This window comes from Acuticoccus kalidii (assembly GCF_021556395.1).
Taxonomy (GTDB): Bacteria; Pseudomonadota; Alphaproteobacteria; order Rhizobiales; family Amorphaceae; genus Acuticoccus; species Acuticoccus kalidii.
On record NZ_JAKGCS010000010.1, the window covers coordinates 1 to 25,342 of the forward strand.

Annotated in this window: 28 protein-coding genes and 1 tRNA gene; 16 read left to right on the forward strand and 13 right to left on the reverse strand. The window is 65.8% G+C overall.

The window, feature by feature from the left end; all coding sequences use genetic code 11:
• A partial coding sequence (locus tag L1787_RS05990) for a phage tail tape measure protein (protein WP_235707766.1) occupies positions 1 to 2,754 on the forward strand: 2,754 nt, incomplete at its 5' end.
• A gap of 21 nt (positions 2,755 to 2,775) precedes the next feature.
• Here L1787_RS05990 and L1787_RS05995 read toward each other — a convergent pair.
• Positions 2,776 to 3,150: a helix-turn-helix domain-containing protein gene (locus L1787_RS05995; RefSeq protein WP_235707767.1), complete on the reverse strand. Its 375-nt coding sequence runs from the start codon at positions 3,148 to 3,150 to the stop codon at positions 2,776 to 2,778.
• A gap of 438 nt (positions 3,151 to 3,588) precedes the next feature.
• Here L1787_RS05995 and L1787_RS06000 point away from each other — a divergent pair, with 438 nt between their 5' ends.
• Entirely contained in the window at positions 3,589 to 3,852 is a 264-nt protein-coding gene (locus tag L1787_RS06000; protein WP_235707768.1) for a hypothetical protein, read from the forward strand.
• Between the two features lie 86 nt (positions 3,853 to 3,938).
• On the opposite strand, the gene L1787_RS06005 is transcribed toward L1787_RS06000, so the two are convergent.
• The 3 genes from L1787_RS06005 to L1787_RS06015 are packed head-to-tail and all read right to left on the reverse strand — an operon-like array spanning position 3,939 to position 4,939.
• Entirely contained in the window at positions 3,939 to 4,235 is a 297-nt protein-coding gene (locus L1787_RS06005; protein ID WP_235707769.1) for a hypothetical protein, read from the reverse strand.
• A 36-nt stretch (positions 4,236 to 4,271) separates the two neighbouring features.
• On the reverse strand, positions 4,272 to 4,715 hold the full coding sequence (locus L1787_RS06010) for a hypothetical protein (protein WP_235707770.1): 444 nt from the start codon (positions 4,713 to 4,715) through the stop codon (positions 4,272 to 4,274).
• Complete coding sequence (locus tag L1787_RS06015; RefSeq protein ID WP_235707771.1) at positions 4,712 to 4,939, reverse strand: helix-turn-helix domain-containing protein; 228 nt, start codon at positions 4,937 to 4,939, stop codon at positions 4,712 to 4,714. The genes L1787_RS06010 and L1787_RS06015 overlap by 4 nt, the downstream gene beginning before the upstream one ends.
• A 128-nt stretch (positions 4,940 to 5,067) precedes the next feature.
• On the opposite strand from L1787_RS06015, the gene L1787_RS06020 reads away from it, so the two are divergent.
• The 5 genes from L1787_RS06020 to L1787_RS06040 all read left to right on the forward strand — a co-directional run bounded on the left by L1787_RS06020 (position 5,068) and on the right by L1787_RS06040 (position 7,791).
• Positions 5,068 to 5,553: a hypothetical protein gene (locus L1787_RS06020; RefSeq protein WP_235707772.1), complete on the forward strand. Its 486-nt coding sequence runs from the start codon at positions 5,068 to 5,070 to the stop codon at positions 5,551 to 5,553.
• Entirely contained in the window at positions 5,543 to 5,833 is a 291-nt protein-coding gene (locus L1787_RS06025) for a hypothetical protein (protein WP_235707773.1), read from the forward strand. Before L1787_RS06020 ends, L1787_RS06025 begins: the two co-directional genes overlap by 11 nt.
• The gene (locus tag L1787_RS06030; RefSeq protein ID WP_235707774.1) at positions 5,830 to 6,045 is read left to right on the forward strand and encodes a hypothetical protein; all 216 of its coding nucleotides are present in this window, start codon (positions 5,830 to 5,832) and stop codon (positions 6,043 to 6,045) included. Before L1787_RS06025 ends, L1787_RS06030 begins: the two co-directional genes overlap by 4 nt.
• Before the next feature lie 552 nt (positions 6,046 to 6,597).
• Positions 6,598 to 6,987 (forward strand): hypothetical protein, encoded by a 390-nt coding sequence (locus L1787_RS06035; RefSeq protein ID WP_235707775.1) that lies wholly within the window; start codon positions 6,598 to 6,600, stop codon positions 6,985 to 6,987.
• A gap of 87 nt (positions 6,988 to 7,074) precedes the next feature.
• Positions 7,075 to 7,791 carry a hypothetical protein gene (locus L1787_RS06040; RefSeq protein WP_235707776.1) on the forward strand — a complete coding sequence of 239 codons (717 nt, stop codon included), beginning with the start codon at positions 7,075 to 7,077 and terminating at the stop codon, positions 7,789 to 7,791.
• Between the two features lie 229 nt (positions 7,792 to 8,020).
• Here the strand turns inward: L1787_RS06040 and L1787_RS06045 are convergent, their stop codons facing one another.
• From L1787_RS06045 to mnmA, 4 genes are all read right to left on the reverse strand, one after another.
• The gene (locus L1787_RS06045) at positions 8,021 to 8,506 is read right to left on the reverse strand and encodes a ParB N-terminal domain-containing protein (protein WP_235707777.1); all 486 of its coding nucleotides are present in this window, start codon (positions 8,504 to 8,506) and stop codon (positions 8,021 to 8,023) included.
• Between the two features lie 237 nt (positions 8,507 to 8,743).
• Positions 8,744 to 8,820: transfer RNA gene (locus L1787_RS06050), tRNA-Met, on the reverse strand.
• A gap of 37 nt (positions 8,821 to 8,857) precedes the next feature.
• Positions 8,858 to 9,514: a class I SAM-dependent methyltransferase gene (locus L1787_RS06055; protein ID WP_235707778.1), complete on the reverse strand. Its 657-nt coding sequence runs from the start codon at positions 9,512 to 9,514 to the stop codon at positions 8,858 to 8,860.
• A 16-nt stretch (positions 9,515 to 9,530) separates the two neighbouring features.
• Positions 9,531 to 10,715 carry a tRNA 2-thiouridine(34) synthase MnmA gene (gene mnmA / locus L1787_RS06060; protein ID WP_235707779.1) on the reverse strand — a complete coding sequence of 395 codons (1,185 nt, stop codon included), beginning with the start codon at positions 10,713 to 10,715 and terminating at the stop codon, positions 9,531 to 9,533.
• A gap of 116 nt (positions 10,716 to 10,831) precedes the next feature.
• Here mnmA and sciP point away from each other — a divergent pair, with 116 nt between their 5' ends.
• Entirely contained in the window at positions 10,832 to 11,107 is a 276-nt protein-coding gene (sciP, locus tag L1787_RS06065; protein WP_235707780.1) for a CtrA inhibitor SciP, read from the forward strand.
• 18 nt (positions 11,108 to 11,125) lie between these two features.
• On the opposite strand, the gene L1787_RS06070 is transcribed toward sciP, so the two are convergent.
• Positions 11,126 to 12,016: a metallophosphoesterase family protein gene (locus L1787_RS06070; protein ID WP_235707781.1), complete on the reverse strand. Its 891-nt coding sequence runs from the start codon at positions 12,014 to 12,016 to the stop codon at positions 11,126 to 11,128.
• Positions 12,017 to 12,092: 76 nt separating this feature from the next.
• Between L1787_RS06070 and L1787_RS06075 the strand changes: the two genes are divergently transcribed.
• Positions 12,093 to 12,569 carry an NUDIX domain-containing protein gene (locus tag L1787_RS06075; RefSeq protein WP_235707782.1) on the forward strand — a complete coding sequence of 159 codons (477 nt, stop codon included), beginning with the start codon at positions 12,093 to 12,095 and terminating at the stop codon, positions 12,567 to 12,569.
• A gap of 55 nt (positions 12,570 to 12,624) precedes the next feature.
• Here L1787_RS06075 and L1787_RS06080 read toward each other — a convergent pair whose 3' ends face one another.
• The 4 genes from L1787_RS06080 to L1787_RS06095 all read right to left on the reverse strand — a co-directional run bounded on the left by L1787_RS06080 (position 12,625) and on the right by L1787_RS06095 (position 19,174).
• Positions 12,625 to 14,919 carry a methyl-accepting chemotaxis protein gene (locus L1787_RS06080; RefSeq protein WP_235707783.1) on the reverse strand — a complete coding sequence of 765 codons (2,295 nt, stop codon included), beginning with the start codon at positions 14,917 to 14,919 and terminating at the stop codon, positions 12,625 to 12,627.
• A complete protein-coding gene (locus L1787_RS06085; protein WP_235707784.1) occupies positions 14,916 to 15,230 on the reverse strand; it encodes a hypothetical protein in 315 nt (104 codons plus the stop codon). The genes L1787_RS06080 and L1787_RS06085 overlap by 4 nt, the downstream gene beginning before the upstream one ends.
• 138 nt (positions 15,231 to 15,368) lie before the next feature.
• Positions 15,369 to 16,655 carry a glycoside hydrolase family 3 N-terminal domain-containing protein gene (locus L1787_RS06090; protein WP_235707785.1) on the reverse strand — a complete coding sequence of 429 codons (1,287 nt, stop codon included), beginning with the start codon at positions 16,653 to 16,655 and terminating at the stop codon, positions 15,369 to 15,371.
• 167 nt (positions 16,656 to 16,822) lie between these two features.
• A complete protein-coding gene (locus tag L1787_RS06095) occupies positions 16,823 to 19,174 on the reverse strand; it encodes a bifunctional salicylyl-CoA 5-hydroxylase/oxidoreductase (protein ID WP_235707786.1) in 2,352 nt (783 codons plus the stop codon).
• Between the two features lie 70 nt (positions 19,175 to 19,244).
• On the opposite strand from L1787_RS06095, the gene L1787_RS06100 reads away from it, so the two are divergent.
• The 7 genes from L1787_RS06100 (at position 19,245) to L1787_RS06130 (ending at position 25,324) form a co-directional block, all read left to right on the forward strand.
• Complete coding sequence (locus L1787_RS06100) at positions 19,245 to 19,994, forward strand: SDR family NAD(P)-dependent oxidoreductase (protein WP_235707787.1); 750 nt, start codon at positions 19,245 to 19,247, stop codon at positions 19,992 to 19,994.
• Positions 19,994 to 20,494: a MarR family winged helix-turn-helix transcriptional regulator gene (locus L1787_RS06105; protein ID WP_235707788.1), complete on the forward strand. Its 501-nt coding sequence runs from the start codon at positions 19,994 to 19,996 to the stop codon at positions 20,492 to 20,494. Before L1787_RS06100 ends, L1787_RS06105 begins: the two co-directional genes overlap by 1 nt.
• Before the next feature lie 103 nt (positions 20,495 to 20,597).
• Positions 20,598 to 21,431, forward strand: a complete 834-nt coding sequence (locus L1787_RS06110) for an enoyl-CoA hydratase family protein (protein WP_235707789.1) — start codon at positions 20,598 to 20,600, stop codon at positions 21,429 to 21,431.
• Positions 21,432 to 21,433: 2 nt separating this feature from the next.
• Positions 21,434 to 22,609, forward strand: coding sequence for an acyl-CoA dehydrogenase family protein (locus L1787_RS06115; protein ID WP_235707790.1), 1,176 nt, complete (start codon positions 21,434 to 21,436; stop codon positions 22,607 to 22,609).
• Between the two features lie 11 nt (positions 22,610 to 22,620).
• Positions 22,621 to 24,228, forward strand: a complete 1,608-nt coding sequence (locus L1787_RS06120) for an AMP-binding protein (RefSeq protein WP_235707791.1) — start codon at positions 22,621 to 22,623, stop codon at positions 24,226 to 24,228.
• Complete coding sequence (locus L1787_RS06125) at positions 24,225 to 24,641, forward strand: RidA family protein (protein ID WP_235707792.1); 417 nt, start codon at positions 24,225 to 24,227, stop codon at positions 24,639 to 24,641. The genes L1787_RS06120 and L1787_RS06125 overlap by 4 nt, the downstream gene beginning before the upstream one ends.
• Positions 24,638 to 25,324, forward strand: a complete 687-nt coding sequence (locus L1787_RS06130; RefSeq protein WP_235707793.1) for a GNAT family N-acetyltransferase — start codon at positions 24,638 to 24,640, stop codon at positions 25,322 to 25,324. Before L1787_RS06125 ends, L1787_RS06130 begins: the two co-directional genes overlap by 4 nt.
• The last annotated feature ends 18 nt before the right edge of the window (positions 25,325 to 25,342 follow it).

Below are 25,342 nucleotides of genomic sequence, written 5' to 3' on the forward strand. Positions count from 1 at the left end.
CTGCTGTCGCAGGTGAAGAACGCCTATCAGCTCAACATGGATGGGCTGACGAAGCTGGCCGACGCGATCAACTACGTCGCCGACTCCGCGGGTGCATCCGAAAAGGATTTGATCGATATCCTCCTGCGCTCGGGCGCCACGGCGAAGACGTTCGGCCTCGGCGCCCAAGACGTCCTTGCCTTCGGCGCCTCGCTTCGAGAGGTCGGCATCGAATCCGCGATCGTCGGCACGTCGATGAAGGCGATCCTCACGAAGATGTCGGGGCTCGCCTCCAACAAGAAGGCCGTCAAGGCGCTCGATGCCATCGCCGGTAAGGGCTATTCGCGCAAGCTGCAACAGAAGTTTTATGAGGCGCCGGTTGAGGCGCTGACGACGTTCTTCGAGCTGACCAAGTCGCTCGGCGCGGAGCAGCGCTCCGGCCTTCTCACGGACTTCCTCGGCCTCGAATATGGCGATGATGGCGCCGCGATCGCGGAGAATGTCGACAAGATCATCGGCCGGCTGAAGGCGCTGGCGAACGAATCGAACTATGTCGGCAGCGTCGACCGCGCCTTCGCCTTGACGAGTGCCGACGCCGACGCCGCGCTCAAGCGATTGTGGAACAACATTTCCAGAATCTCGACGGGGTTTGGTTCGACCCTTCTTCCCGCGATCGCCGACTTCGCCAACGCTGCCTCGGATCGCCTGGGCGGGATCGGACGAGCGAACGACACGGTCGTGACGCGGATCGGCGCGGCCTGGCGCGGGCTCGCCGAAGGGCTCGGCCTCGGCGGCACCGACCTCTTTGCCGGTCTCCGAGCGCAGTTTGAGGCGTTCGATAGCTACCTTTTCGGGACCAAGATTCCCGAGGTCGGCAAGCGGATGGTCACCGCCTACGCGAAGATGCGAGCCGAGGCAGAGCGCGGTGGATTCGCGCTGCCGATTCCCAAGCCGAACGAAACCGACCGTTCCACCGATCTTCCGATCGACCCGACCCTGATCAAGGCGTTGCGCAATCAGGCCGGCGATCAGATCGAGGGGGTGACGGCGCGCTTCAGAGCACTCGGCGAGGCGCTGGCCGGCCTTTGGTCGGGCGACCTCTCGAAGCTCAACGACCTCGGGACGTCGCTCAAAAAGCTGACCGACGGGCTTGGCTTCTTCGGCACGGCGGGTGCGTTGACGGCGATCAGCATCTTAGAGCGCCTCGGCTGGGCCGCGAGCCTCCTCGCCCTAAAGCTCGCCTTCTCGCCGATCGGGAGCATCGCCATCCTCGCCGACGGCATCGTGCGCTTGCGCGATGCGCTGAAGGGGGCGGACAGCATCGCCGAGTTCTTCGACAACCTCGCCGATAATCCTTGGTGGGGTATCGCCACCGGCATCGGCGCCGTGGGCATCAGCCTATGGACGGTGACGAAGGCCTTGCGCGGAATGAAGGGGCTCTTCAGTGGCGGGTGGGGCTTCTTGAAGGCGCTCGGCGCCATCATCGGCCTGGGCGGTGTGGCGGCCGCGGGCGCCAAAGCGAAAGGGAAGGGCAAGGGGACGGGGAAGGGCACGGCGCCCACCGTCCCGACGCCCGAGGGCAAGCCGGCGGCGCCGCGCGGGCCACGCGTCGGGCGTGGTGCCGTTCGGGTCGGGGCCGGCGCGGTCGGTGCGCTCGGCGCCATTGGGCTATGGGACCAGATCCAGGAGGTCGCGAAGGGCGCACAGGCGAACCGTTCGGACGACGAGGGCAAGCTCGTCGGCGCGGTGCACACCCTCGGCCAGGGCCTCATCGGAGCGATCAACAGCTTGCTCGGGAAGTTCCAGGACTCGCCGCCGCGCGATTGGCAAAGCGAGTGGGCGAGCGGTGCCATCCAGCGCGACGTGGTCAACCTCGAGGCGCCGACGAGCCCGGAAGCGCTCGCCGAGGCCGAGGCGCGCGCCGAGCGCATCCTGACGCTGTCCAGAGAGATCGCCGCCATTCAGTCGGAGGCGAGCACCGCGCGGGGCATGCGGCCGACGGAAGAGCAAAAGGCATCCCTCGAGGCGGCGCGGTCCGAGCTCGACGGGCTCCTCGTCGGCGCCGAGGACAGCCTCCGGCAAAAGGTGGACTCGTTCATCGGCATTCTGCGCGAGGGCGGCGGGCAGACGTCCGCGGCGGCGCAGGCGATGGCCGAGGAGATCCGCAACGGCATCGCGCAGGGTATGGCCGGGGCCGTCTCCGAGGCGCAGAGCGGGGCGCTCCGCATCATCGGTGCGTTCGACGGTCTGAGCGGCCGGCTCTTTGCCTCAGGGGCAACGGCGGTGTCGCAGCTCGCCGCGGGGATGCGGTCGCGGGCAGGGGAGGTGAACGCGGCCTCGACGCAGCTCGCGCAGGCCGTGGCGAACAAGTTTCCGGCGAGTCCGGCGAAGGAAGGCCCGTTGCGCGAGCTTCCCTTGATGGGCCGCAAGATCGTCGAGCAGCTTGCCGGCGGCATGCGGTCTGGCCCCGCGTCCGCGGCGGCCACGGGCATTGCGGCCTCGATCGCCGCGGCGTTCCCGGCACACGCGGTGCAGGCGCCACCGGCGGCGCTCTCGGAGATCGTGGCGGGCATTCGGGGCATGTCGGGTGGCGTGGGCGCGGCCGGGTCCGGGCAGGCGTCCAAAGGCGTCGGTGACGTCTATGTCACGATCGGGGCGCCGCAGATTGTCGTCTCGGGTGGCAACGATCCGCGCGCCACGGCCGAGGAAGTCGGTCGCCGGCTGGCAGAGAGCACCGCCCTCGCGATCCGGGCGCACTTTACCGATCTGTTGTAGGGCGTCGGCGGCGGGGCGGGCTTACTGTTGAGTCCGCTCGCGCATCCGCTGTCCGATACGCGACACGGTCATTGCCGAGACACCGTAGAACTTAGCAATGTCACGAGTGCTGCGGCCTTCGCTGATAGCGCGCTCGATGCGGTCTGTCGTTTCGCTCGCCGTTTTCGGTCGGCCGCCTCGGGGTTTTCGCGCCAAGATCTGCTTTTGGAGACGCGCGATCTCGGCCGCTTGCTTGCTGATGGTGACCTCTTTCTGTGCCAGAAGGTCTAAGAGGTCCGCGGCGGCATCGACCAATTCAGTTGTATAGGCTTTCCAGGCTTCCTTTGAGCTGCCGCGCCCAGAGGCTGGAGGGTGGTTAACGACGAGCCTTTCGATCTTTTCGACCGGATCTTCCATTAGACCAGCTCCTCCGTAACATCATCCAATGATACCCCTTTGGCGAAAGGCTGCAACGACTGCACAATGTCGATTGCTGCGCCACAGAGCGCCGTGGGGAAGTTTCTCGCTGGTTACGGGGTGGGAGCTTCCGCTGTGCTCCAAGGGGATCCTCGCGCTCCTGAGGCGTTCGTCGCGAGTCGGGATTGATCGGCCTGCGAAGAAAAAGGCCGGCGCTCACACGCCGGCCGAGGTGCCCATGATTGGGTTTCGAATTGCCAGAGCATCACAGGCTCTATCGACCCGACGGGAGGTGCCGGATGTCGGGCTCGATAGCTGAGCAGGTAGAGCTGGTTTCCGTCGCGTAAAGCGAATCCTTCAAAATTCCTCAATCCGGCCAGGTTGTGGTCAACTTGATCCCGAACCCTTGAGGGAGAGCCATTAGGGGAGGTGTTGGACATGACGGACCTCGACCGGCGGACATGCCCAATCTGCAAATCGGCCTACACCATCAGCTACCATTTAGAATTTTCCGACCGTTGGGTGATCGACTGCGACCATTGCGGCCCTTTCGAAATCACCAATGCTTCGCTCGCGATCGTCGCGAGGCTTCCTGAAGCGGTTCGGCACGAATGGCTGGAACGAGCCCGTGAGGAGGTGTCCTCCGACCATCCGGTTCCGATGGTGTCGCTTTACCGGCTCGACCGGATCATGCTCGGCTGATCGATCGAGCCCAGGCGCCGGCGCCGTGAAACAGTTTTACCCGCAGAACATGGTGACGGGGCTCGGCGCCGTCGCCAGCTCTGTCGTCAAGGCATTTCGCGTTGCCGCTTCTCCATCTCCGTCAGCTTCCCCAAGATCCGCTTGCACAGCATCTTGTCGTTCGTGACCAGCGCGAGCATCAGCTCCACACCCTCGACGGTGAGCTTCGGCCGTTCGCCCCAAGCCTCATAGACGGCACGGGCTCGCGTCCTCGCCGACCATTCCCCCATAAGGCTCAGCACGTCCTCGGTCGGCACGTCCGCCGCCACCGCCAACGCCTCGGGCGTCATGCACACGCCGCCGGCCGTCATCCACACCTCGATGATTGGCTCACCCTTCGGCATCGGTATCCATTCTTTATGCGTCTCCGATTTCACTGCTTAGTTTCGTGACCAAGGCCCTCTAATCAATACAAGTTTTTTGGGGTGGGAACGTCCGTGAATCCACAGCGAGAGAACGAGTTTCCTTCCGCTTTGAAACTTAAGTCCAGATGAAAGCTTGGTTGGGCCGGCAAAATGAATAGATTTCTTGCTCTGGGGTGCTATTTCAAACGGTTTAATTTCTTCGAAGCTGGCTTCGATTCTGCTTGCTGTGCTCCCCCAGCGCGGCGTCCAAGATAGCTCCCAATTCGAGACAAATATTTTTGCTGACGACAGATTCACAATCGTTATCTCATCGTCGCCGTCCGGATCGCCGGTGAACCGGTGGGAGACACTTAACCGAACGCGTTCTTTCAAGAATTCTCGAGCCGCTAGAAGCGTGGATAGAACGGCCCCCCAACCACCGATAGCGAGTGCAATAAATTCGGGGTCCTTCCAACTCATGGGATTCTCCTAAGGCGAACCCCAGCGCCCCCGCCATTCTCGGGAATGAACTCGACGCCGGCGTCCTCAAGGGCGCCTCGAATGGTGGCGAGCGTGGTTTGCTTCACGGTCTCGCCCTTCTCGATCCGCACGATCGTGTCGTGCGAAACAAGGCAGCGTTCGGCCGCCTCACGAACCGTGAGTCCGAGCGCTGCACGCGCCATCCTAAGCTGCACTCCGTTCATTCTGAATTCCGTTCAGTTTCTGATTGACAGTCAGAAAGTGCCTCGATATCACTTTCTGATCATTATACAGAAATGGTTACCGGAGCAAGACAATGCCGAACCCATCCGTTTCGGCCGCCGGCGGAGCTATGCCCACGGCGGATCCCCTCCACCTTCTGCTCACGTCCCTCGTGCCCCTGGAACGCGATTGGCGCCGCCTGGCCGAGGCGACGAACACCGACGACGAGCAGGCACAGATCTATTACGCATCGGCCCTGAAGGACGTGCAGGACCGTTGGTGGCGCATCCTCAACGCCGCGTCCTGCTTCCCGGCGCGGACCACCGAGGGCGCGCTCTTTCAGATCAGCGCCGTCTGGCACCTGCTCGACGATCTCAACTGCCACGGCGACATGACCGTTCAGCAGGAATGCGTGGCCCAGGATGCCCGTCGCGCGGTCGACCGGCTCGTCGCCTCCGTCCGCGGGTATCTCAACGCCACGGCCCCGGAATCGCTTCAGAGCATGGGCCTGCCGGATTTCATTTCCTCGAGCACCGACCCGTGGCTCGACGTCGACGCTTGCCTCGACCTCGTCCAACGCGGCTTCAATCGGAAGGAGAACCAGAATGCAGACTGACCAGCTTCACGAGTCCGGCCTTACCGGTGCCGACGCGGTCCAACAGGCTCGCCAATTGGGGATGGACGTGGACATGAACCGGGTGGCGCACCTCGAGGAGGATCTCATTGCGCTCGTCAATCGCGCCGCGGCGCTCGACCTCGCGCTCGACGGCTACCAATGGCGTCACGATGCCGATTGCAACGACGACGACCTCATGGCGCTGCGCGACCTGTCGGAGAAGGTCCACCGCGGCGTGCAGGGACTGATTGCAACGCACGTGGCGGCGTTCAGCAAATGACCCAGAACGCACCACTCACCGACGCCCTCAGCTCCGTCATGGCGGCGAGGGACATCGTGCAGCTCATTCACATGGGCGCCGACAAGCTCCACGAGGAGCGTTGCAACGAGGCGAACGCGATCCAGCAGGCGGCCCGGATGGTGCTCGATCTCCTCGACGAGGCGACGGAGGAGATCGTCATGCGTCAGTCGCTGGATGCCTCGACCACTTAAGGTGTGGTAAAAATCACCATGGATTTCTGGGCCGGTGGATCGCCGGCCCGGTGACTTGCTTTCGTAAAACCCTGGTATCACAAGTCTGGGATTGTGGTTGCATGAACGAGTCGAGACTGCGCGCGTTTTAGACCTGCTTTAAATAAGCGGGGGGTGGCGTCGTGGACGGACTGAAGTCGATCCGGTGCATCGTCTGCGGCGCCCTTGGAACGATCTGGTCTCGTTCACCGAGCCAATCAGAATATCAAGTGGATTGCCCCGAATGCGGGATCTTTGAGATCGAATGCGAGTTCGAAACGACATTCGCCGCCCTCGATCGAGCAGAGCGGCGAATTCGTTTGCAGGCGGCACGCGGCCAACTTCTGTCCCCGATCGATGTCCCGCGCCTTCGGCGCTAGTTGGACGACGATTCAGTATCTCGCCTAAGACGATCGTCGCTCCTGGACTTACGTCTCGACGCTCGACCTAAGCGAGCAATTCCCGTATGGTGCTACCTGAATTGCGGCGCCGCCGACGATACTGTCGGGGAGGACGAGTAGACTATGGCCGACAATGAAAATTGAAAGCCTCGCGGGACACGGCGGCGTGGTGACGGTCTTCCTGTCCGATGAAAGCGAGCAAGAGCATCTCCTCCAGCTCAACAGCCAAGAGGTGGCCACGCTCGTCAGTATGCTCCAGAAGGCACTGGATGAAGCTCTGAACACGAATATGGCCGATCAGGAGTCCCTACTGGCACCCGCGATTGGAGTCACCTTCGGGCGAGGGCGCATGCCGGACGGCGAGCAGGTTCGCATTTTCCGTGTCACCCTCGATGGCAACATCCATCATGACTACTATGCGGCGGCGGGGACCGGGTTCGCGGACGCCGTGGCGACAATGGAGGAGGCGCTCGAGGATGTCTTCGACATCAGCGAGGTGCCACCGCCTTCACGCTTGTCGTGATGGCGATAGCCGAGGATCACAACGCCCTTCCGGTATCGGAATACCGCCCGTATCTGCTATATCTCGACCAGCAGAGGAGGCCGCCGCATGCCCGTCGCCGAAACAGTCACGATCGCCGGACACTCCTCTAAACCGCCCTCGGCGCCGCTCAGTGCCATCCTCGCCGACTACGGTGTCGAGATCCTTTCGTGCGAGATGACCCGCGCCAAGCCGCGCCAGACGTTCGCCAAGCGGACATTGGAGAAGATCCTCGGCCGCTATGGCGAGGCCCATCTTCGCGACACGCTCAACGTCATCCTCGAAAACGACCACCCGATGAACGGCTTCGCGCTCACCAAGCCGGTCGTCGAGGCCGTCTCGAGCCTACTCCTCGCTCATCCCGAATGGTTCCAGCGCGACGCGACCGCGTGGTTGGAGGTGATGGACCGGACCGACCTCGTCGCGCTCCACGAGCGTGCCAAGCGCAACAGGAGGGCAGCGGCGCCGCGGGCGGCAATCGCGACGTTGCTCTATGACGAGCTGCGCACCGCGTTCGAGGAGTCCGCCGAACCGTCGGCGCCGGCGACGATTGACCACGTGCACAAGCTGTCGGCCATCATGGCGGACGCTCTCCGGAGCGCCGAGTGGAGTGGGGGAGCGTGGCGGATTCCGAGCTGGGCGAACGGAGCAGTGCGGAAAGCGCTTTGTCGGCGGGGAATGGTCGAGGAGGGCGAGGGCGACGCGCTTACGGCGCTCGGCCGCGAGGTGATGGAGGAGCTGCTCGCGCCCGTGGACGACGTGGACCCGATGCGCGCGGCGGCCTGATCACCGTTCTCGTGCGGGGTTAGTATCCGACCCCGCCGATTTGGCGGGGTCATTTGTTCAGGCATTTTGTAAGAGGCGATCGCGGCCGTCGCAGGGGACCGAAACCTTTCTCGGTGCCGACGTGAAGCTCCTCGCCCTGTGGGAGAAGCATTCGCGGCGCGGGCGGGGTGGGCAGGTCGGCAACAGCAACGCCGCATCGGAAACGAATGTTGACATTGTACACGTTCGTTCAGACGGGAAACCCGCCCGCCGCACAGGCAACACCGCCTCCGCCGGCATGTGCCGCCTCCAGACGGCGGCAGAAACGCAAGATTCCGGTATCGAGCTTGGTCCCTCGGATGAGCGCCATGGCCTCGGGGCACACCTTGGCGCCGCGCTCGGCGTCTCGTCGGATCGAGCGCTCCTCGCGCCCTGTAGATCTCGCGGTTTCTTTGGCGAAAGTAGCAGCGGACAACTTGTCCGCCGCTGACGCATGTCGTGCTTTGCCCCCGGCGACATGCTCTTTCGTCTCCGGGTGCAGCTCCTCGTAGATCGCCTTCCGCCGCGCGGTCAGCTCCGCCCGTTCGGACGGAGACAGCTCCGCCCGACACAGGTTCTCGTCGATCTCCCATAAACGAGGGTCAGTCTCGTCGGGGTTGATGACGTGGAAGGTGGCGCTTTCAATCCCGAGAGGCCTCATCGCCTCCAGACGATGCGCGCCCGTGACGAGGATCAACGCGGCCTCGTCGTCATCAGCCTTTCGGCCGGACCTCGTTCTCATCCCGCTCGCCTTCGATGAGCGTGGGCGCGATTCCGTGTCGCGCCATGTCGCATCCATGTCGCGTGGAGCGGCCGGACCTTCTGGAAACTCCAGGAAATCCGGTGTCATTCGATGCAACATGACGCGACATGAAAAAGCGCCCAATCCGAAGGATGGGCGCCTCTAACGTTCTGATTTATCAGAGGAAATTGGTGGTAGCGGAGGAGGGACTCGAACCCCCGACACGCGGATTATGATTCCGCTGCTCTAACCAACTGAGCTACTCCGCCGCCGGTGAGCGCATAAATCTGGAATCGACGCCCGCTGTCAAGCGGTTCGACGGAAAACCAACAGGGTGATCAGCCCGGCTGGCGGAAGGTCCTCGCGTTTTTCCAATGTGAGGCCCGGAACGTCGAGAACGCCGTCGATCGGCATCGATGGATTCCAGCCGAGACGCTTGGAAAATGGGGTCAAAAGCCGGTCCGTGACCTGCCAGGGGCCGGACTTCGCCTCGAAGTGGCTGGCGATCATCACGATCCCGCCGGGGCGCACCACGCGGGCGAATTCGCGCATCACCTGCCGTGCGTCGGGCACGGCGGTGATCGTGAACATACACACCACGCCGTCGAAGGAGGCGTCGGCGAAGGCGAGGGACATCAGGTCCATCTCGACGATCGCCTCGACGTTCGGCAGACCCTTCGCCACCCGCTCGCGCGCGATCTTCAGCATGTCGTGCGAAAGGTCGACGCCGACGAGGGAGACGTTCGGATCGTAGAGCGAGAGCGCGGAGCCGGAGCCGACGCCCGCTTCCAGAAAGCGCCCACCCACCTCGTTGACGCGCTTTGCCGCGATCTTGCGGGCGGGGACCGTCGGGGTCGCGATCACCTCATAGACCGGCGCCCAGCGCGCATAGGCGGACTTCACGTCCTTTCCTTCCACGGAACGGGGCGTGGTCTTCGGACCGGACGGGTCGGATACGGTCATTGAGGATCCAGTTTACTCAAGCATGGATGGGGTGGGGGACGACAGGCGAGGTGGCGTCCGCCTTGTGCGCCTCGCGGATGAAGCCGCCGCCGAGAACTTCGGCCCCCGCTTCGTCGGAGGCGTAGAGGACGCACGCCTGACCCGGCGCCACACCCTCCTCGCCACCATCGATATCGACTTCGTATTCGGCGCCATTGCGGCGGATCGTGGCCGGACGGGGCGGCCGCGTCGACCGAACGCGCGCATAGACCGGCCGCGCTTCCTCCTCGCCGAGCGGCGTGCCGAGCCAGTTCGCGTCGCGCAGGACGACCCTGTGGGACTTCAGCGCCTCACGGGGGCCGACGATCAATTCGTTGGCCTCGGCGTCGATCTTGACGACGAAAAGCGGCTCGCCCACGGCGATATTGAGGCCGCGGCGTTGGCCGACCGTATAATTGATCACACCGTCATGCGTGCCGAGAACACGCCCGTCGAGATGGCGGATGGCGCCGGAGCGCGTCGCCTCGGGGCGCATCGCGGCGACGACGCGGGCATAGCGGCCATCGGGCACGAAACAGATGTCCTGGCTGTCCGCCTTGTCGGCGACGACGAGGCCCATCTCGGCCGCGAGCTCGCGCACCCGGTCTTTCGGCATCTCGCCGAGGGGGAAGCGCACATAATCGAGCTGCTCGGGCGTCGTCGCGAAGAGGAAATAGCTCTGGTCGCGCTTCTCGTCGTGCGGGCGGAAGAGGTGGCGCCGCCCGTCGATCTCGCGGCTCGTCACATAGTGACCGGTGGCGAGCGCGGAGGCGCCGAGCGTGCGGGCGGCGGCGAGAAGGTCGGTGAACTTGACGGTCTGATTGCAGGCGATGCACGGCACCGGCGTCTCGCCGCGGACATAGGCGTCGGCGAAGGCCTCGATCACGCCCTCATGAAAACGGCTCTCATAGTCGAGCACATAATGGGCGATGCCGAGCTTTTCGGCGACGAGGCGCGCATCGTGAATGTCGGAGCCGGCGCAGCAGGCGCCCTTTTTGCCTACCATCGCGCCATGATCGTAGAGCTGAAGCGTCATCCCGACGACTTCGAAGCCCTCGCGGGCGAGCAGCCCGGCGACGACGGACGAATCGACACCACCCGACATCGCGACCACGACGCGATGGTCGGCCGCCTTGCCGGGGAGGCCCAAGCTGTTTTCTGAATGAGGTGCCGTCGAATGCATAACGTCTGTTAGCTAAGCACAAACCTTCCTCACGGCAACGGATGCCGCAATTAGGTATGCGTTAAGCGACCCTGCGCTTTAACGGAGATCGAAATATCTGCTTCGTCGAGTGCGTCATGTCTGAGTATCCACAGCCACGTTATCGTTATGTCATCGGTCCGGACGGCACACCGCTTACCTTGGCCGATCTTCCCCCGGCCGACACCAAGCGCTGGGTCATCCGTCGAAAGGCCGAGGTCGTCGCGGCCGTCCGAGGCGGCTTGTTGTCCATCGACGAGGCGTGTGAGCGCTACACGCTGACCGTCGAGGAGTTCCTGAGCTGGAACGCGCTCATCGACCGGCACGGGCTTGCCGGATTGCGCGCGACCAAGGTCCAACATTATCGCGCCTGATAGCGCGTTTTGGGCCGGTCAGTCGAGGACCGGCGCAAAGTCGAGTTCGGTGATCTCGATCGAATCGATCGGACCATCGGCCCTACGGAAACCACGGCGCGTCATTCGCGCCGTGTTCCGTGCGAAATCTATGTCGATCAGCGCATAGCTGGCCATCGGATAGCGAGCCCCGTCCGACGAGGCCGAGGGAACGCCGACGATCGCCGCCCGCCCGCGCGGCGTGTCGAGCCACTTGAGCGAGGCCTCGTGCGTGTGTCCGTGCAGGACGAGATTGACGCACCCCGCCGAGAGAACGTCCCTGACATCCCCGATATCGGTGAGCCCGCGCCGCCCGGCCGCCAATCCGGCGTCGGGTGGATGATGGATCATGACCACCTTGAAGGCGTCGTCATGGCGGTCGAGAAGCCGGTCGAGCGCGGCGAGCTGCGCCGATCCGACGCGGCCGCTCGCATAAAGCGGCGGCGTCGCCACCCCGGTCGAGACGCCGAAGAGGGCGACAGGGCCGATTCGCCGGCAATAGGGAAACGATTCGCCATTGTCGCCGCGGGCATAGTCTCCCCAGAAATCCACCGCGCGCTTCACCGCGCCGGGGACATAGGCGTCATGATTGCCGGGAATCACCGAAACGTGGTCGGCCGGTCCGAGTGCGGTCAGCCACGCGGCCGACTGGGCGAACTCCTCGGGCAGCGCGATATTGACGAGATCGCCGGTCACGCACACGTGGTCCGGCGATTGCCGGGCGATATCGTCGACGATTTCGGCGAGGATGTCCTCACCGAGGGCATGTCTCCGGTTCTTCAGCCAATTCAGATAGCCGAAGACCCGTTTTGACAGGAGCGCCCTCGCAGAGGGAGAAGGAAGGGGGGCGAGATGAGGATCGGACAGGTGGGCCAAACGGATACGCGTCACGAAGCATCGTCCTTTAGCTCTTCCGGCTACGGTCGGTCCCCCGTCATCGCGGTCTGCCGGCTTCGGTTCAAGGCCCTTGGTCGATAAGTCCGAACTCCTGGGGAAAGTCGCCTGGCGGCTCGGGGCCCTCATTCGCCCGAAGGTGACGCTCGGCGTGCGCTGTGTCCTCATCGACGCGGCCGACAGGGTCCTTCTCGTGCGCCACACCTATTTGCCGGGTTGGCATTTCCCCGGCGGCGGCGTCGATCCGGGCGAGACCACGCGCGAGGCGGCGGTGCGCGAACTCTGGGAGGAAACCGGGATCGCGATGGAGGCGATGCCGGAATTTTTCGGCCTTTATTGGAATCGCGCCCTCGAACGGCGCGACCATGTCGCCGTTTATGTCGCAAGGGGCCACCCGCCGATCGACGAAGCGGTTTTCAAGCCGCACGCGAAGGAGATCGCCGAAGTGCGCCTTGCGCCGCTCTCGGCGCTTCCCGACGGGTTGACGGGCGCGACACGCCGCCGCCTCGACGAGCTCGTCGGCGGTGCCCCGCGCGCCGAGCTGTGGTGACAGGGCCGAACCGGCCGGACCTGAATAAGGCGGCCGGATCGGGAGCGCGTCGTTCTTAGACGGCCTTCATCGCGTCGAGGAACGAGGTCGATTCGCGGGACAGATTGTCGTTCGCCTCCCGCAACTCTTCAGTTGCCTGTGTGAGCGCGTTCGCGGTGGCGCGGTTGCCGGCGGAGAGCGATTCGACGCGGTTGATCGTCTGCGAGGCGGTTTCGACGCCGTTCGACGCCTGTTGCGCGTTGACGGTGATCTCGTGCGTCGCCGACTGCTGCTGCTCGGCGGCGATGGCGATCGAGGCGAAGGTTTCGTTGATATCGTCGATGACGCGGGCGACGTCGGTGATGCCCTCGACCACCCGGTTGATCTGACCCTGAATGGTCGTGACGTGGCCGGCGACCTCCTCCGTCGCGCGCCCGGTCTGCGTGGCAAGGCTCTTCACCTCCTGGGCGACGACGGCGAACCCCTTGCCCGCTTCGCCAGCACTCGCGGCCTCGATGGTGGCGTTCAGCGCGAGGAGGTTGGTCTTGTTGGCGATGCTGGAGATCGCGTCGACCACCTCGGTGATGCGTGAGCTCGCGGCCGCGAGTTCGCTCGCCCGCTTGGAGACGTCCGCGGTCGATCGCGCCGCCTCGCTCGCGCGGGCGGAGGATTGGGAGAGGCGGGCCGAAATCTCGGTGATCGACGATGTGAGCTGTTCGGCGGCGGAGGCGACCATCTGCACGTTGGCCGAGGCTTGCGTGACCGCGGCGGCGCCTGCGGTGAGCTGTATCTGGGTGCCGTTCACGGCGTCGACGATGGTGTGCACCTGTTGGCGCATCGAGCCGAACGTGCCGCTCATGCTGCTGATGGTGCCGAGCACATTGGTCTCGAAGCTGCGTGCGCTCTTCACCTGGTGGCTGTTGATCGACCAGGTGAGCAGCGCGCCGGAATAATCCCCTTGGCGATTGCGCAAAGGCGAGGTGCAGAGCGCCATGAACTCGTCCCCGAGCGCGATCTGCGCCCGCCAGGGCAGATTGGCAGGATCGGCGAGGATCGCACGCTGATGGGCCGGATTCTTGTGCAGGATGTCGATCGACTGACCGCGTAACGCCTCGACAGGGACGGGCAGATAATGCTCGATTCTGTGGAGCAGTTCGGTCGCGAACTGGTTGATGTAGGTGATGCGATAGTCATCGCGCGGATCGGCGAGGATGACCGCGATCGGCACCTGATCGATGATCTGAGCGCGCAAATAGGCATCGTCGAGTGCGGAGCGAAGGCGGCCGAGCGCCGTCCAGATCTGGCCGAATTCGTCCGTGCTGTTCGACTCGCGAACGGAAAAATCGGTGCGCCCTTCGGTGAGGTCGTTGAGGCGACGGGTGAACGCTGCGATCGGGACGGCCGTCGAGCGGACGAGCAAGGTGCCGACGAGCGCGGCGATCAGCGTCGCGCTCGCTGCAAGGATCAGCGTGTTTCGCTTCGTCGCGGCGATCACGGCGGGGGTCGTCTCGTCGACCGAACGCTGGCGGGAGAGTTCGCGCGCGTTCATCGCGGCGATCGTCTCCGCGAGATTGGCGAGGAGGGGGTCGAAGCGGGTCGAAAGGAGCGCCTCGCGGGCCTGTGTGACCTCCACCATGGCGGAGAACATCTCGTCTTGATGGGCGAGGAGGGCGAGGAGCGGGGCGGCTTCGCGCTGGTTGCGCGGGTCGGCCCCGGCGAAACGTTCGAGGCCGGCCATCGCTTTTGCGAACGCCGCGTGGGCCGCGTCCGCCGATTCCCGGTTGACGAGATAGCGCAAAACGCTCTGCTCGCCGATGAGGGTGTTGCGCTCGACCTCGCCGATTTCGCGCTGTTCGCCCAGCGAGTTGGCGGGAATGTCATGAAGGCGTGCAAGCTCGTTGGTGAGCTTTCGATCCGTCTCGCGCAATTCCCGTCTGAGGCGCACGCTCTCCTGTTGGACGCGTGCGACGTCCTCGAACAAGGCGCCGAACCCGCGAATATCGTCGGTTAGGCGCTGGGCGAGGGCGGCGGATGGTCGATCCGTCCCGCCGAGTGAGGCGGAGGCCGCGCCGAGTTCGCTCATCGATGCGATCTGCTCGCGAACCGTGTCGGCGGAGGTGTCGCCTTGAAGCGACACGAAATCGGCGAGGCTGGTGCGCAGCGCGTTCATGTTGCTTTCGAGCGATTTTAGCTGGAGGAGCCCGATGGCACTGGTGCGATAGGTCCCGAACAGGGCGTGGACCTCGCCGATGCCACGCCATCCGCCGATCGCGACGGCGACCAGCATCGACAGGATGAGCGCCACCGATGCGGCGAGCTTCCACGAAAGTCGCATGTTGTTGAGTAGGCTTCGCTTACGACCGTACGTCATCGGGCCTCGTCCAGATTGGCGATGGAGGGGAGCGGAAAGCGCATCAAGCGCGGGTGACGGTGCGTCCGCCGCATGGCGTGCCGCGCGCCGGTCTTGCTCTCGGCGGAGACATCGCGTTGCACGGGGGCACGGATCGGGGGCCTCGGACGGCCGGGGCGTGCCTGAATGGGGGCGATGACGGGTGTGGGCGAGCGCTGATCGACGCCGTTTTCGATGGCCCGCGCATGGCCGGAGCGCGGCCGGGGCCGGCTGGAAATGTCCGTCGATGCGGTGCCGCCATCGCTTACGCCCCGTTCGGTGTCCGGGTTCAAGCCGCATCGCGCGACGGCGCGCGCGGCATGAACGTTCCCGATCGAGGCTAGCGGGTGGGGCTGGATCGAAGCTGGATACTGCCCTCGCGGCGCGAGGCGGGGCGAGGATCGCGCGCGGATCGTGCCCGCGCCGTCACGTTATCGCGGCAGCGAGCCCGGCGTTGCCTGGGCCCAACGCGTCGGAATGCCCGCGGGCGCGGCCTCGGAGACCGCACGCGCCTCCATGAGGTCGAGCTTGTGGTGCACGATGCGGGCATAGGCGTAGCGGATGCGGTCCTCGAAATCGGGCGAGGCGGCGGCCTCGGCCTCGAGCGCGTCGAGGATCTCGCGGACGGCGGCGGCGCCTTTGTCGGCCGATAGCGAGAGGAGGGCGATATCGCCGCCGGCGCGCACCATCTGCTTGGTCGCTTCGATCGCATTCCAGTGGCTCGACACGGCATCCATCGACAGATCGTCCGAGACGACGAGGCCGTCATAGCAGAGCGTGTCGCGCAGAAAGCGGTCGATCGCGTTCGGGGAGAGGGACGCGGGCCATCCGTCCGGCCCGCTGAGGCCGTCGAGTTCGAGATGGCCGATCATGATCATGTCGGCCTTGCGGTCGACGATCATGTCGCGGAACGGGATCATCTCCTTGCGCGACCAGGTCGGCGTCAGGTCGGTCGCCCCGTCATGGCTGTCATCGGTGGACGAGCCGTGGCCCGGAAAATGTTTGAGCGCGGTCGCGACGCCGGCATCCCGGTGCGCGTCGACGAACGCCTCGCCATAGTCGACGACGGTTTGGGGATCGGCGCCATAGGCGCGTCCGAAGCGGGAGATCACCGGATTATCGGGATTGAGGTCGAGGTCGACGACCGGACCGAAATTCGCGGTGAAGCCGGCCGAAGCGAGGCTTTCGGCCATCGCGTCATAGGTTTCGCGCGCGGTATCGGGCGGGGTCTGGGCGACGTCGCGGGCCGACGGGGTGTCGGGCGCGCCTTCGCTCGGCTTCAGCCGCATCACCGCGCCGCCTTCCTGGTCGATCGCGATCATCGGCGGAAGGTCGGGGCTCGCGGCGAGGAGCCGTGCATTGATCGCGCGGACGTCCTCCGCGGTGCCGACATTGTGCCGGAAATAGAGGACGCCGCCGATTTCGGACGCGGCGAGCGCGTCGGCCGCGAGGGCGACGCCGGCGCTGTCGGCGGTCTTGCCCGAAAAGCTGACGACGAGAAGTTGGCCGATCATCTGCCGCAGCGGAACCTCACGCAGGTGACGCGGAAGGGCGGCCCAGGCGAGTTCTGGATGCGGCAACACGCATTGGCTCGCGAAACTCTCCACGATCGACGGTTTTGCGGACGGGACGGGCTCGAAATCGGCGCCCCGTTCGATGAGACCCCCGATCGGCGGGAAGGGAACCGTCGCTTGTGAGAGGGCAGGGCTCGTCATCATTGCGCTGGCCGTCAGCGCAACGAGCGTTCGAATCGGTCGACGCAAGTCGCTCATCGGTTCGCTCCCGTTTCCGGAGGGGCGCGACTCCCCGGTTACGACCCTATTACGAAATAGGGTTAACGCATCGTGAATGGCGGCGGTGGGCCGGGGATATCCCCGGCATCGTCTCACTCCGCGGCGATGCGCGTCCGTTCGCTCTGATACTTGTGGCGCGGACGGGCCTTCAAACGCAACTCCTTCAATTCCTCGCGGGCTCGCGGCGCATTGCGGAAGGCCTGATCGCGTCCGGCCCAATATTGCGGCGGGCAATCGACGTCGGTGACGCCGTATTCGGCGGCGGCGTGCAGCGTGAAGAACGGATTGACGAGGTGTGGCCGGGCGAGGGCGACGAGATCGGCCCGGCCCGCGGCGAGGATCGTGTTCACCTGATCGGCCGAGGTGATCGCGCCGACGGCGAGCGTCGCGATCTTTGCCTCGGCGCGGACCTGTTCGGCGAACGGGGTCTGGAACATGCGGCCGAAGATCGGCTTCGCCTCCGGCACCGTCTGCCCCGACGAAACGTCGATGAGGTCGACCCCATGCGCGATGAAGGCGCGGGCGATGTCCACCGTGTCGTCCCCGACGATGCCGCCCTCGGCCCAGTCCGTCGCCGACAGGCGGACCGACATCGGCTTATCGGCCGGCCAGACGGCGCGCATCGCGTCGAACACCTCGAGCGGGTAGCGCAGGCGATTCTCGATCGAGCCGCCATACTCGTCGCCGCGATGGTTGGTGAGCGGCGACAGGAAGCTCGCGAGAAGATAGCCGTGTGCGCAATGCAACTCGATCATGTCGACGCCGAGCCGCGCGCACCGCTCCGTCGCGGCGACGAAATCGGCTTTCACCGCATCCATGTCGGCCCGTGTCATCTCACGCGGCACCGGCGAGTGCGGATGATAGGGAAGGGGCGAGGCGGAGATCGTCTCCCAGCCGTCGGTCTCGAGCGGCTCGTCGATCCCCTCCCACATCAGCTTGGTCGCGCCCTTGCGGCCGGAATGGCCGAGCTGGATGCAGAATTTCGCCTTGGAATGCTGACGCACGAAGCCGACGACGCGCGCCCAGGCCGCCTCCTGCTCGTCGCTATAAAGGCCGGCGCAGCCGCGCGTGATCCGCGCCTCGGGCGAGACGCACACCATCTCGGTATAGACGAGCCCCGCCCCGCCCATCGCCCGCGTGCCATAATGGGCGAGGTGGAAATCCTGCGGCACCCCGTCGACCGCCGAATAGGTGTCCATCGGCGAGACGACGACGCGGTTCGCGAGCGTCATGTCGCGCAGGCGGAAGGGCTGGAACATCGGCGGCTTCGGGTGCGCCGTGTCGACGTCGAAGCCCGCCGCCTTCACGTCCGCGGCGAAATGCTGGGCGACCTTCGCGACGAACTCCGGCGCCCGAAGCTCCAGATTGTCGTAGGTGATCGCCTTCGCGCGGGTCATCAGGCCGAAGGCGAACTGGACGGGGTCCATGTCCCAATAGCGCTTCAGCCGCTCGAACCAGACGAGGGACACGTCGGCGGAGTGCTGGATCTTCTCCACCTCCTCCCGCCGGCCCTTCTCGAAGCCGGCGAGCGCCGTCGCGACGTCCGCATGGCGGGTGAGCGCGCCGTTTAGCGCGATCGCATCCTCCATCGCGAGCTTGGTGCCGGAGCCGATCGAGAAGTGGGCCGTCGCCTTGGCATCGCCGAGGAGGACGATATTGCCGATCGTCCACCGCTCGTTGCGGATCATCGGGAAGTTGCGCCACATCGAGCGATTGACGAGGAGGGGGTGACCGTCGAGCGCCTTGGCGAACACCTTTTGAAGATAGTCCGCGCTCTCCTGCTCGCTCATCGCGGCAAAGCCTGCCCGGTCATACGTCTCCGGGTCTGTCTCCATCACCCAGGTCGAGGCGCCCGGCTCGTATTGATAGGCGTGGGCGATGAAAAGGCCGTCATCATTGCGCTCGAAGAAGAAGGAAAAGGCGTCGAGCGGACGGGTCGAGCCCATCCATGAAAAGTGGTTCGGCCGCAGATCGGTCGACGGCTTGAAGTGCTCGATGAAATGCTGGCGCACCACCGAATTGATCCCGTCGGCGGCGACGACGAGGTCGTTTTCCTCGGCGAGAGCGAGCACCGCGTCGATCGACAGGTCGCGGGCGTTGTGGATCGCGACGCCGAGTTGCGCGGCGCGATAGTTGAGGAGTTCGAGCAGTGTCTTGCGCGAGCAACCGCAAAAGCCGTTTCCGCCGATGCGGAAGACTTCGCCTTTGAAGTCGACCTCGATATCGTCCCAATAGGCGAAACGGTCGGTGATCAGGCGGTAACTTTCCGCGTCGTGCGCCTCGAAATTCTGTAGCGTTTCATCGGAGAAGACGACGCCGAAGCCGAACGTGTCGTCCGGGCGGTTGCGCTCGTAGACGTTGATCTCGGCGCTGGGGTTGGCTTTCTTGTAGAGGATCGAGAAATAAAGGCCGGCCGGGCCGCCACCGATGACTGCGATGCGCATGTCCACCCCTCCTGCTGACAACATTATTTTAGACTTGAAGTAACATGACCACAAGCGCACAGTGCGAGCCATGACGGGACATGTGTTGATCACGGGTGGTGGCACGGGGCTCGGCCGCGCCGTGGCCGAGATGGTCGGAGCCTCGCAGCGCGTGTCGCTCATCGGCCGCCGCGCCGGGCCGATCGAGGAGACGGCGGGCACCTTGCAAGAGGCCGCCGCCTTCGCCGCCGACGTGACCGACGCGGACGCGCTCGCCGCTGCGGTGCGCGCCGCGGAGGAGCGTTTCGGGCCCGTCACCTCCCTCGTCGCCGCGGCCGGAATCTCCGACACCGCGCCCATCCAAAAGACCGAGCCCGACATGCTGCGCCGCCTTTTCGCGGTCAACGTGGAGGGCGTGCTCAACGCCGTCCGTGTCGTTCTGCCGGCGATGGTGGCGGCCAAGCACGGGCGCATCGTCACGATTGCCTCGACCGCGGCGCTCAAGGGTTACGCCTATGCGGGCGCCTATGCGGCCTCAAAGCATGCCGTTCTCGGCCTCGTCCGCTCCCTCGCGCTGGAGACGGCGAAGACCGGCGTCACCGTCAACGCCGTCTGCCCCGGTTTTGCCGATACCGACATGACGGCGACGAGCATCGAACGCATCATGGAGAAAACCGGCCGCAGCGCGGAGGCCGCGCGCGCCGCGCTCGCCGCAAACAGCCCGATGGGCCGCCTCGTCGATCCGCGCGAGGTCGCCGACACCGTGCGCTGGCTCCTCGGCGCGGACGCGAGCGCGATCACGGGCCAGGCGATCGTCGTCGCCGGCGGCGAGGTGATGTGATGGATCAACACACGCCGATCTCCGAGAGCGCCGACAAGCGCGACGACGCGAGCCCGCTGCGGCTCTGGCTGCGCCTGTTCGCGACGGCGAACATGGTGGAGGCGGAGCTGTCGCGCCGCTTGCGCGCCGAGTTTTCGATGACGCTGCCTCGCTTCGACCTGATGGCCCAGCTCGCCAAGTCGCCGGAGCCGCTCGCCCTCGGCGAGCTGTCGCGCCGGCTCATGGTGACGAACGGCAACGTCACCGGCCTCGTCGATCGCCTCGTCCATGACGGGCTCGTCGAGCGTCGCACCGCCCACAATGACCGGCGCTCGGCCCTCGTGGAGCTGACCGACGAGGGGCGGCTTTTGTTCGACGTCATGGCGGCGGCGCATCGGGGCTGGGTCGACGAGCTGTTTGACGGCCTCGGCACGGCCGACCGGGCCTTGCTCTCCCGCCTCCTGCGCGACGCGCGCGGCAGCGTCTCCACGGTCCTCGCCGGGGACAAGGTGCCGGGATGATCGCGCGGGGGACATGGCAGGCGCCGGCCGCGTAATCCGGCGACATGAAGGGGAGCGGTCCGCCCCGACCGAAACGGGCCGCGACAGGGGTTCAGGAGAAGACATGAGCGACCGTTTCAACATCACCTTGCCGATCGCGGATTATCGTCCGCAGCATTTCCTCCTCGAGGTGAAGGGCAAGGTCGCGACGATCACGCTCAATCGACCGGACCGGAAGAACCCGCTGACCTTCGAGAGCTATGCCGAGCTACGCGACCTCTTCCGCGCGCTCGCCTATGAGGACGCCGTGAAAGCGGTCGTGATCACCGGCGCGGGCGGCAATTTCTGCTCCGGCGGCGACGTGTTCGAGATCATCGAGCCGCTTCTTGGCAAGGACATGAAGGGTCTTTTGGAGTTCACCCAGATGACCGGCGACACGGTGAAGGCGATGCGCGCCTGTCCGCAGCCGATCGTCGCCGCGATCGACGGGGTGTGCGTCGGCGCGGGCGCCATCCTCGCGATGGCCTCCGACATGCGCTTCGGCACCGGCGAGGCGCGCGTCGCGTTCCTCTTCAACCGGGTCGGCCTTGCCGGGTGCGATATGGGTGCATGCTCGATCCTGCCGCGCATTGTCGGTCAGGGGCGGGCCTCCGAGCTCCTCTTCACCGGCCGCGCGATGGGCGGGGAAGAGGCCGAGCGCTGGGGCTTCTTCAACCGCCTCGAAGCGCCCGAGGCGCTGCTCGGCTCCGCCCAGGAGTTCGCCAAGCGCCTTGCCGACGGGCCGACCTTCGCGAACGGCGTCACCAAGAAGATGCTCCATATGGAATGGGCGATGGGCGTCGACGAGGCGATCGACCAGGAGGCGCTCGCCCAGGCGCTCTGCATGCAGACCGAAGACTTCCACCGCGCCTTCCACGCCTTCGCCAACAAGACGAAGCCGGTCTTCGAGGGCGACTGACGATGCACGCCGATCCTCTCGCCGAGACGCTGAGCTGGCCTTTCTTCGAGGAGCGCCACCGGCGCTGGGCGAAGCGGGTCGACGACTGGGCGGCGACGCATGCCGCCGCTTTATCCGACCATCACGATGTCGACGGCTCTTGCCGCCGTCTCGTCGCGGCGATGGGCCAGGCGGGTCTCCTCGCGCCGGCGGTCGGCGGCGCGGACGGGCTCGATGTGCGAACCCTCTGCCTCGCGCGGGAGACGCTGGCCCGTCACTCCGGCCTCGCCGATTTCGCTTTTGCGATGCAAGGGCTCGGCTCCGGCCCGATCACCCTTGCCGGCACGCAGGCGCAGAAGGCGGCCTATCTGCCCCGTGTCGAGGCCGGCGAGGCGATCGCCGCCTTCGCCCTCACGGAGCCGAAATCCGGTTCCGACGTCGCCGCGATCGAGACGACCGCGCGGATCGACGGCGAGAGCGTGATCCTCGACGGGGAGAAGACGTGGATCTCGAATGGCGGGATCGCCGATTTCTACATCGTCTTCGCCCGGACCGGCGAGGGTCCGGGTGCGCGGGGCCTCTCCGCCTTCATCGTAGACCATGACACGCCGGGCCTCGCGATCGCCGAACGGCTCCATGTGATCGCGCCGCACCCGCTGGCGCGCCTCACGTTCGAGGGGTGCCGCATCCCGCTCGCCAACCGGGTCGGCGAGGCGGGGTGCGGCTTCGGCCTCGCGATGGCGACGCTCGACGTCTTCCGCTCCACCGTCGGCGCGGCGGCGCTCGGCTTTGCCCGCGCGGCGCTCATGGCGACGTTGGAGCGGGTCCACACGCGCCATCTCTTCGGCGCGCCGATGGCGGAGCTGCCGCTTGCCCAGGAGGGCATTGCCGACATGGCGCTCGGGGTCGATGCCGCGGCACTTCTCGTCTACCGGGCGGCGTGGACCAAGGATTCGGGCGCCCCGCGCGTCACGCGCGAGGCCTCGATGGCCAAGCTCTTCGCGACCGAGACGGCGCAGACCGTCATCGACCGCGCCGTCCAGCTCCATGGCGGAGACGGCGTGCGCTCGGGCACGAAGGTCGAAGAACTCTACCGCGAAATCCGCGCCCTTCGGATCTACGAGGGCGCATCGGAAGTGCAGAAGATCGTCATCGCCCGACAGGCGCTCGCTGCCAGCGTACCGCCGGGGGCCAACTGAACGATGGCCATATGATCCCATCCGCTCACAAAGACACCTTCGCCCGCGACAATCTCCCGGCCGAGAAAGACCAGCCGGACTTTCTCAATCTCGACCGGCTCGGCTACCCGGATCGGCTGAATTGTGCCGTCGAGCTGATCGACCGACACCTCGAGACGGGGGGCGGGGACCGGATCGCGGTGATCGGCGAGGGGGTCGAGTGGACCTATGCGGCGCTCGCCGAGCGGGTGAACCGGATCGCCAATCATCTCGTCGCCGCGGGGCTCGAGCCCGGCAACCGGGTGCTCCTGCGCTCAGCCAACAATCCGATGATGGCGGCGATCTATTTCGCGATCATCAAGGCCGGCGGCATCGTGGTCGCGACGATGCCGCTTTTGCGGGCCAAAGAGCTCGGCGTGATGCTCGATAAGGCCGAGATCACGATGGCGATCACCGACGTGAAGATCCGCGACGAGCTCGACAAGGCGCTCGCCACGCGCAGCGGCACGGCGATCGTCTTCGGGACGCCCGAATTCGAGGCGGCGCTCGCCGCCGCAAGCCCCGAGTTCGCGGCCGTCGACACGGCGATCGACGATGTCTGCCTCATCGGCTTCACCTCCGGCACCACGGGCGTGCCGAAGGGAACGATGCACTTCCACCGCGACATGCTCGCGATCTGCGATTGCTACGCCAAGGAGGTGCTGCGCGCCTCGCCCGACGATCGCTTTATCGGCTCGCCGCCGCTCGCCTTCACGTTCGGTCTCGGCGGGCTCGTCCTCTTTCCCTGGCGGATCGGGGCGACGGCGATCCTCCTTGAAAAGGCCTCGCCCGACCATTTGATGCCGGCGATCGCGGCGCACAAAGCAAGCGTCGTCTTCACCGCGCCGACCGCCTATCGCGCAATGCTCGCCAAGCTCGGCGAGCATGATCTCGGTTCGCTGCGCAAGTGTGTGTCGGCCGGCGAGACGCTGCCGCGCGCGACCTTCGAGGCGTGGAAGGCGGCGACCGGCCTCACGATCCTCGACGGCATCGGCGCGACGGAGATGCTCCACATCTTCATCGGCGCGCCGGAAGAGGCCGTTCGCCCCGGCGCGACGGGCCTGCCGGTGCCGCATTATGAGGCGAAGGTGATCGACGAGGCCGGCGAGACGTGCCCGCCCGGCATTCCCGGGCGGCTTGCCGTGCGCGGGCCAACGGGCTGCCGCTATCTCGCCGATCCGCGCCAGGCCGACTATGTGATCGGCGGCTGGAACGTCACCGGCGACACCTACATCGTCGACGAGGACGGCTATTTCTGGTTCCAGGCCCGCTCCGACGACATGATCGTCTCCTCCGGCTACAACATCGCCGGGCCGGAGGTGGAGGCGGGCCTCCTGTCGCATCCGGCGGTTGCCGAGGCGGCGGTGGTCAGCGCGCCGGACCCGGAGCGCGGGCACATCGTGAAGGCCTATATCGTGTTGAGCGCGGGGCACACCGCCTCGCCCGAGTTGACCAAAGCGCTGCAGGATCACGTGAAAGCGGAGCTCGCCCCCTACAAGTACCCGCGTGCGGTCGAGTATGTGTCCGAGCTTCCGCGGACCGAGAGCGGGAAGGTGCAGCGCTTTGCCCTTCGTCGCCATGCTGAGGAGAAGGGAACGTGAGCCAGTCGCTCATTCGCGCCGTCCAACCGGAGGGATGGCCGAAGCCGGTGGGATACGCCAACGGGGTTTTGACGGACGGGCCGCTCGTCCATGTTGGCGGCCAGATAGGCTGGCGCACGGACCAGACCTTCCCGGAGGATTTTCTCGGCCAGGTCGAGCAGGCGCTGCGCAATGTCGTCGACGTTGTCGAGGCGGCCGGCGGCCGGGCCGACACGATCGCGCGCCTCACCTGGTACGTCACCGATATCGACGCCTATCGGGCGAGCCTGTCCTCGCTCGGCCCGGTCTATCGCGCCGTCATGGGTCGGCACTTTCCGGCGATGGCGCTCGTCCAAGTCGTCGGGCTCGTCGAGGCGGAGGCGATGGTCGAGATCGAAGCCGTCGCGCTGGTGCCGCAGGATGCGGCGGCGTGACGGCGCCGATCGAGGGATGGACGGCGCGTCCGCTGCCGGAGCGCGTCGTTCTCGAAGGGCGGCTCGTACGGCTCGAGCCGCTCGATGCGGCGCGCCATGCCGAGCCGCAATGGACCGCCCATCGCTCCGGTGACCCGGACGGGGCGTTGTGGACCTATCTCGCCTACGGCCCGTTCGCGAGCCTTGAGGCGTACCGCGAACACCTTACGAAGCAAGAGGCGAGCGTCGATCCGCTGTTCTTTACGGTGGTGCCGCGCCGGACGGGCGTCGCGGCCGGGGTGATGGGGCTGATGCGGATCACGCCGGAGCACGGTGTGATCGAGGTCGGCCACATCTGTTTCGCCCCCGGCCTTCGCCGCACGGCGGAGCCGACGGAGGCGATGCTTCTCCTCGGCGACTATGTGTTCGGCCGGCTCGGCTATCGCCGCTTCGAGTGGAAATGCGACGACGGGAACGCCCCATCGAAGCGCGCGGCGGAGCGCTATGGCTTCACCTATGAGGGGCTTTTCCGTCAGCACATGGTGGTGAAGGGCCGCAATCGGGATACGGCGTGGTTCTCGATCACGGACCGGGAATGGCCTGCGGTGCGCGCCGCGCTCGCGGCATGGGTGGCACCGGAGAATTTCGACGCGGCGGGCCAGCAGCGTCGCAAGCTGGAGGAGATCCGTCAGGCCGGAGCCTGACGGATCGGATCGTATCGG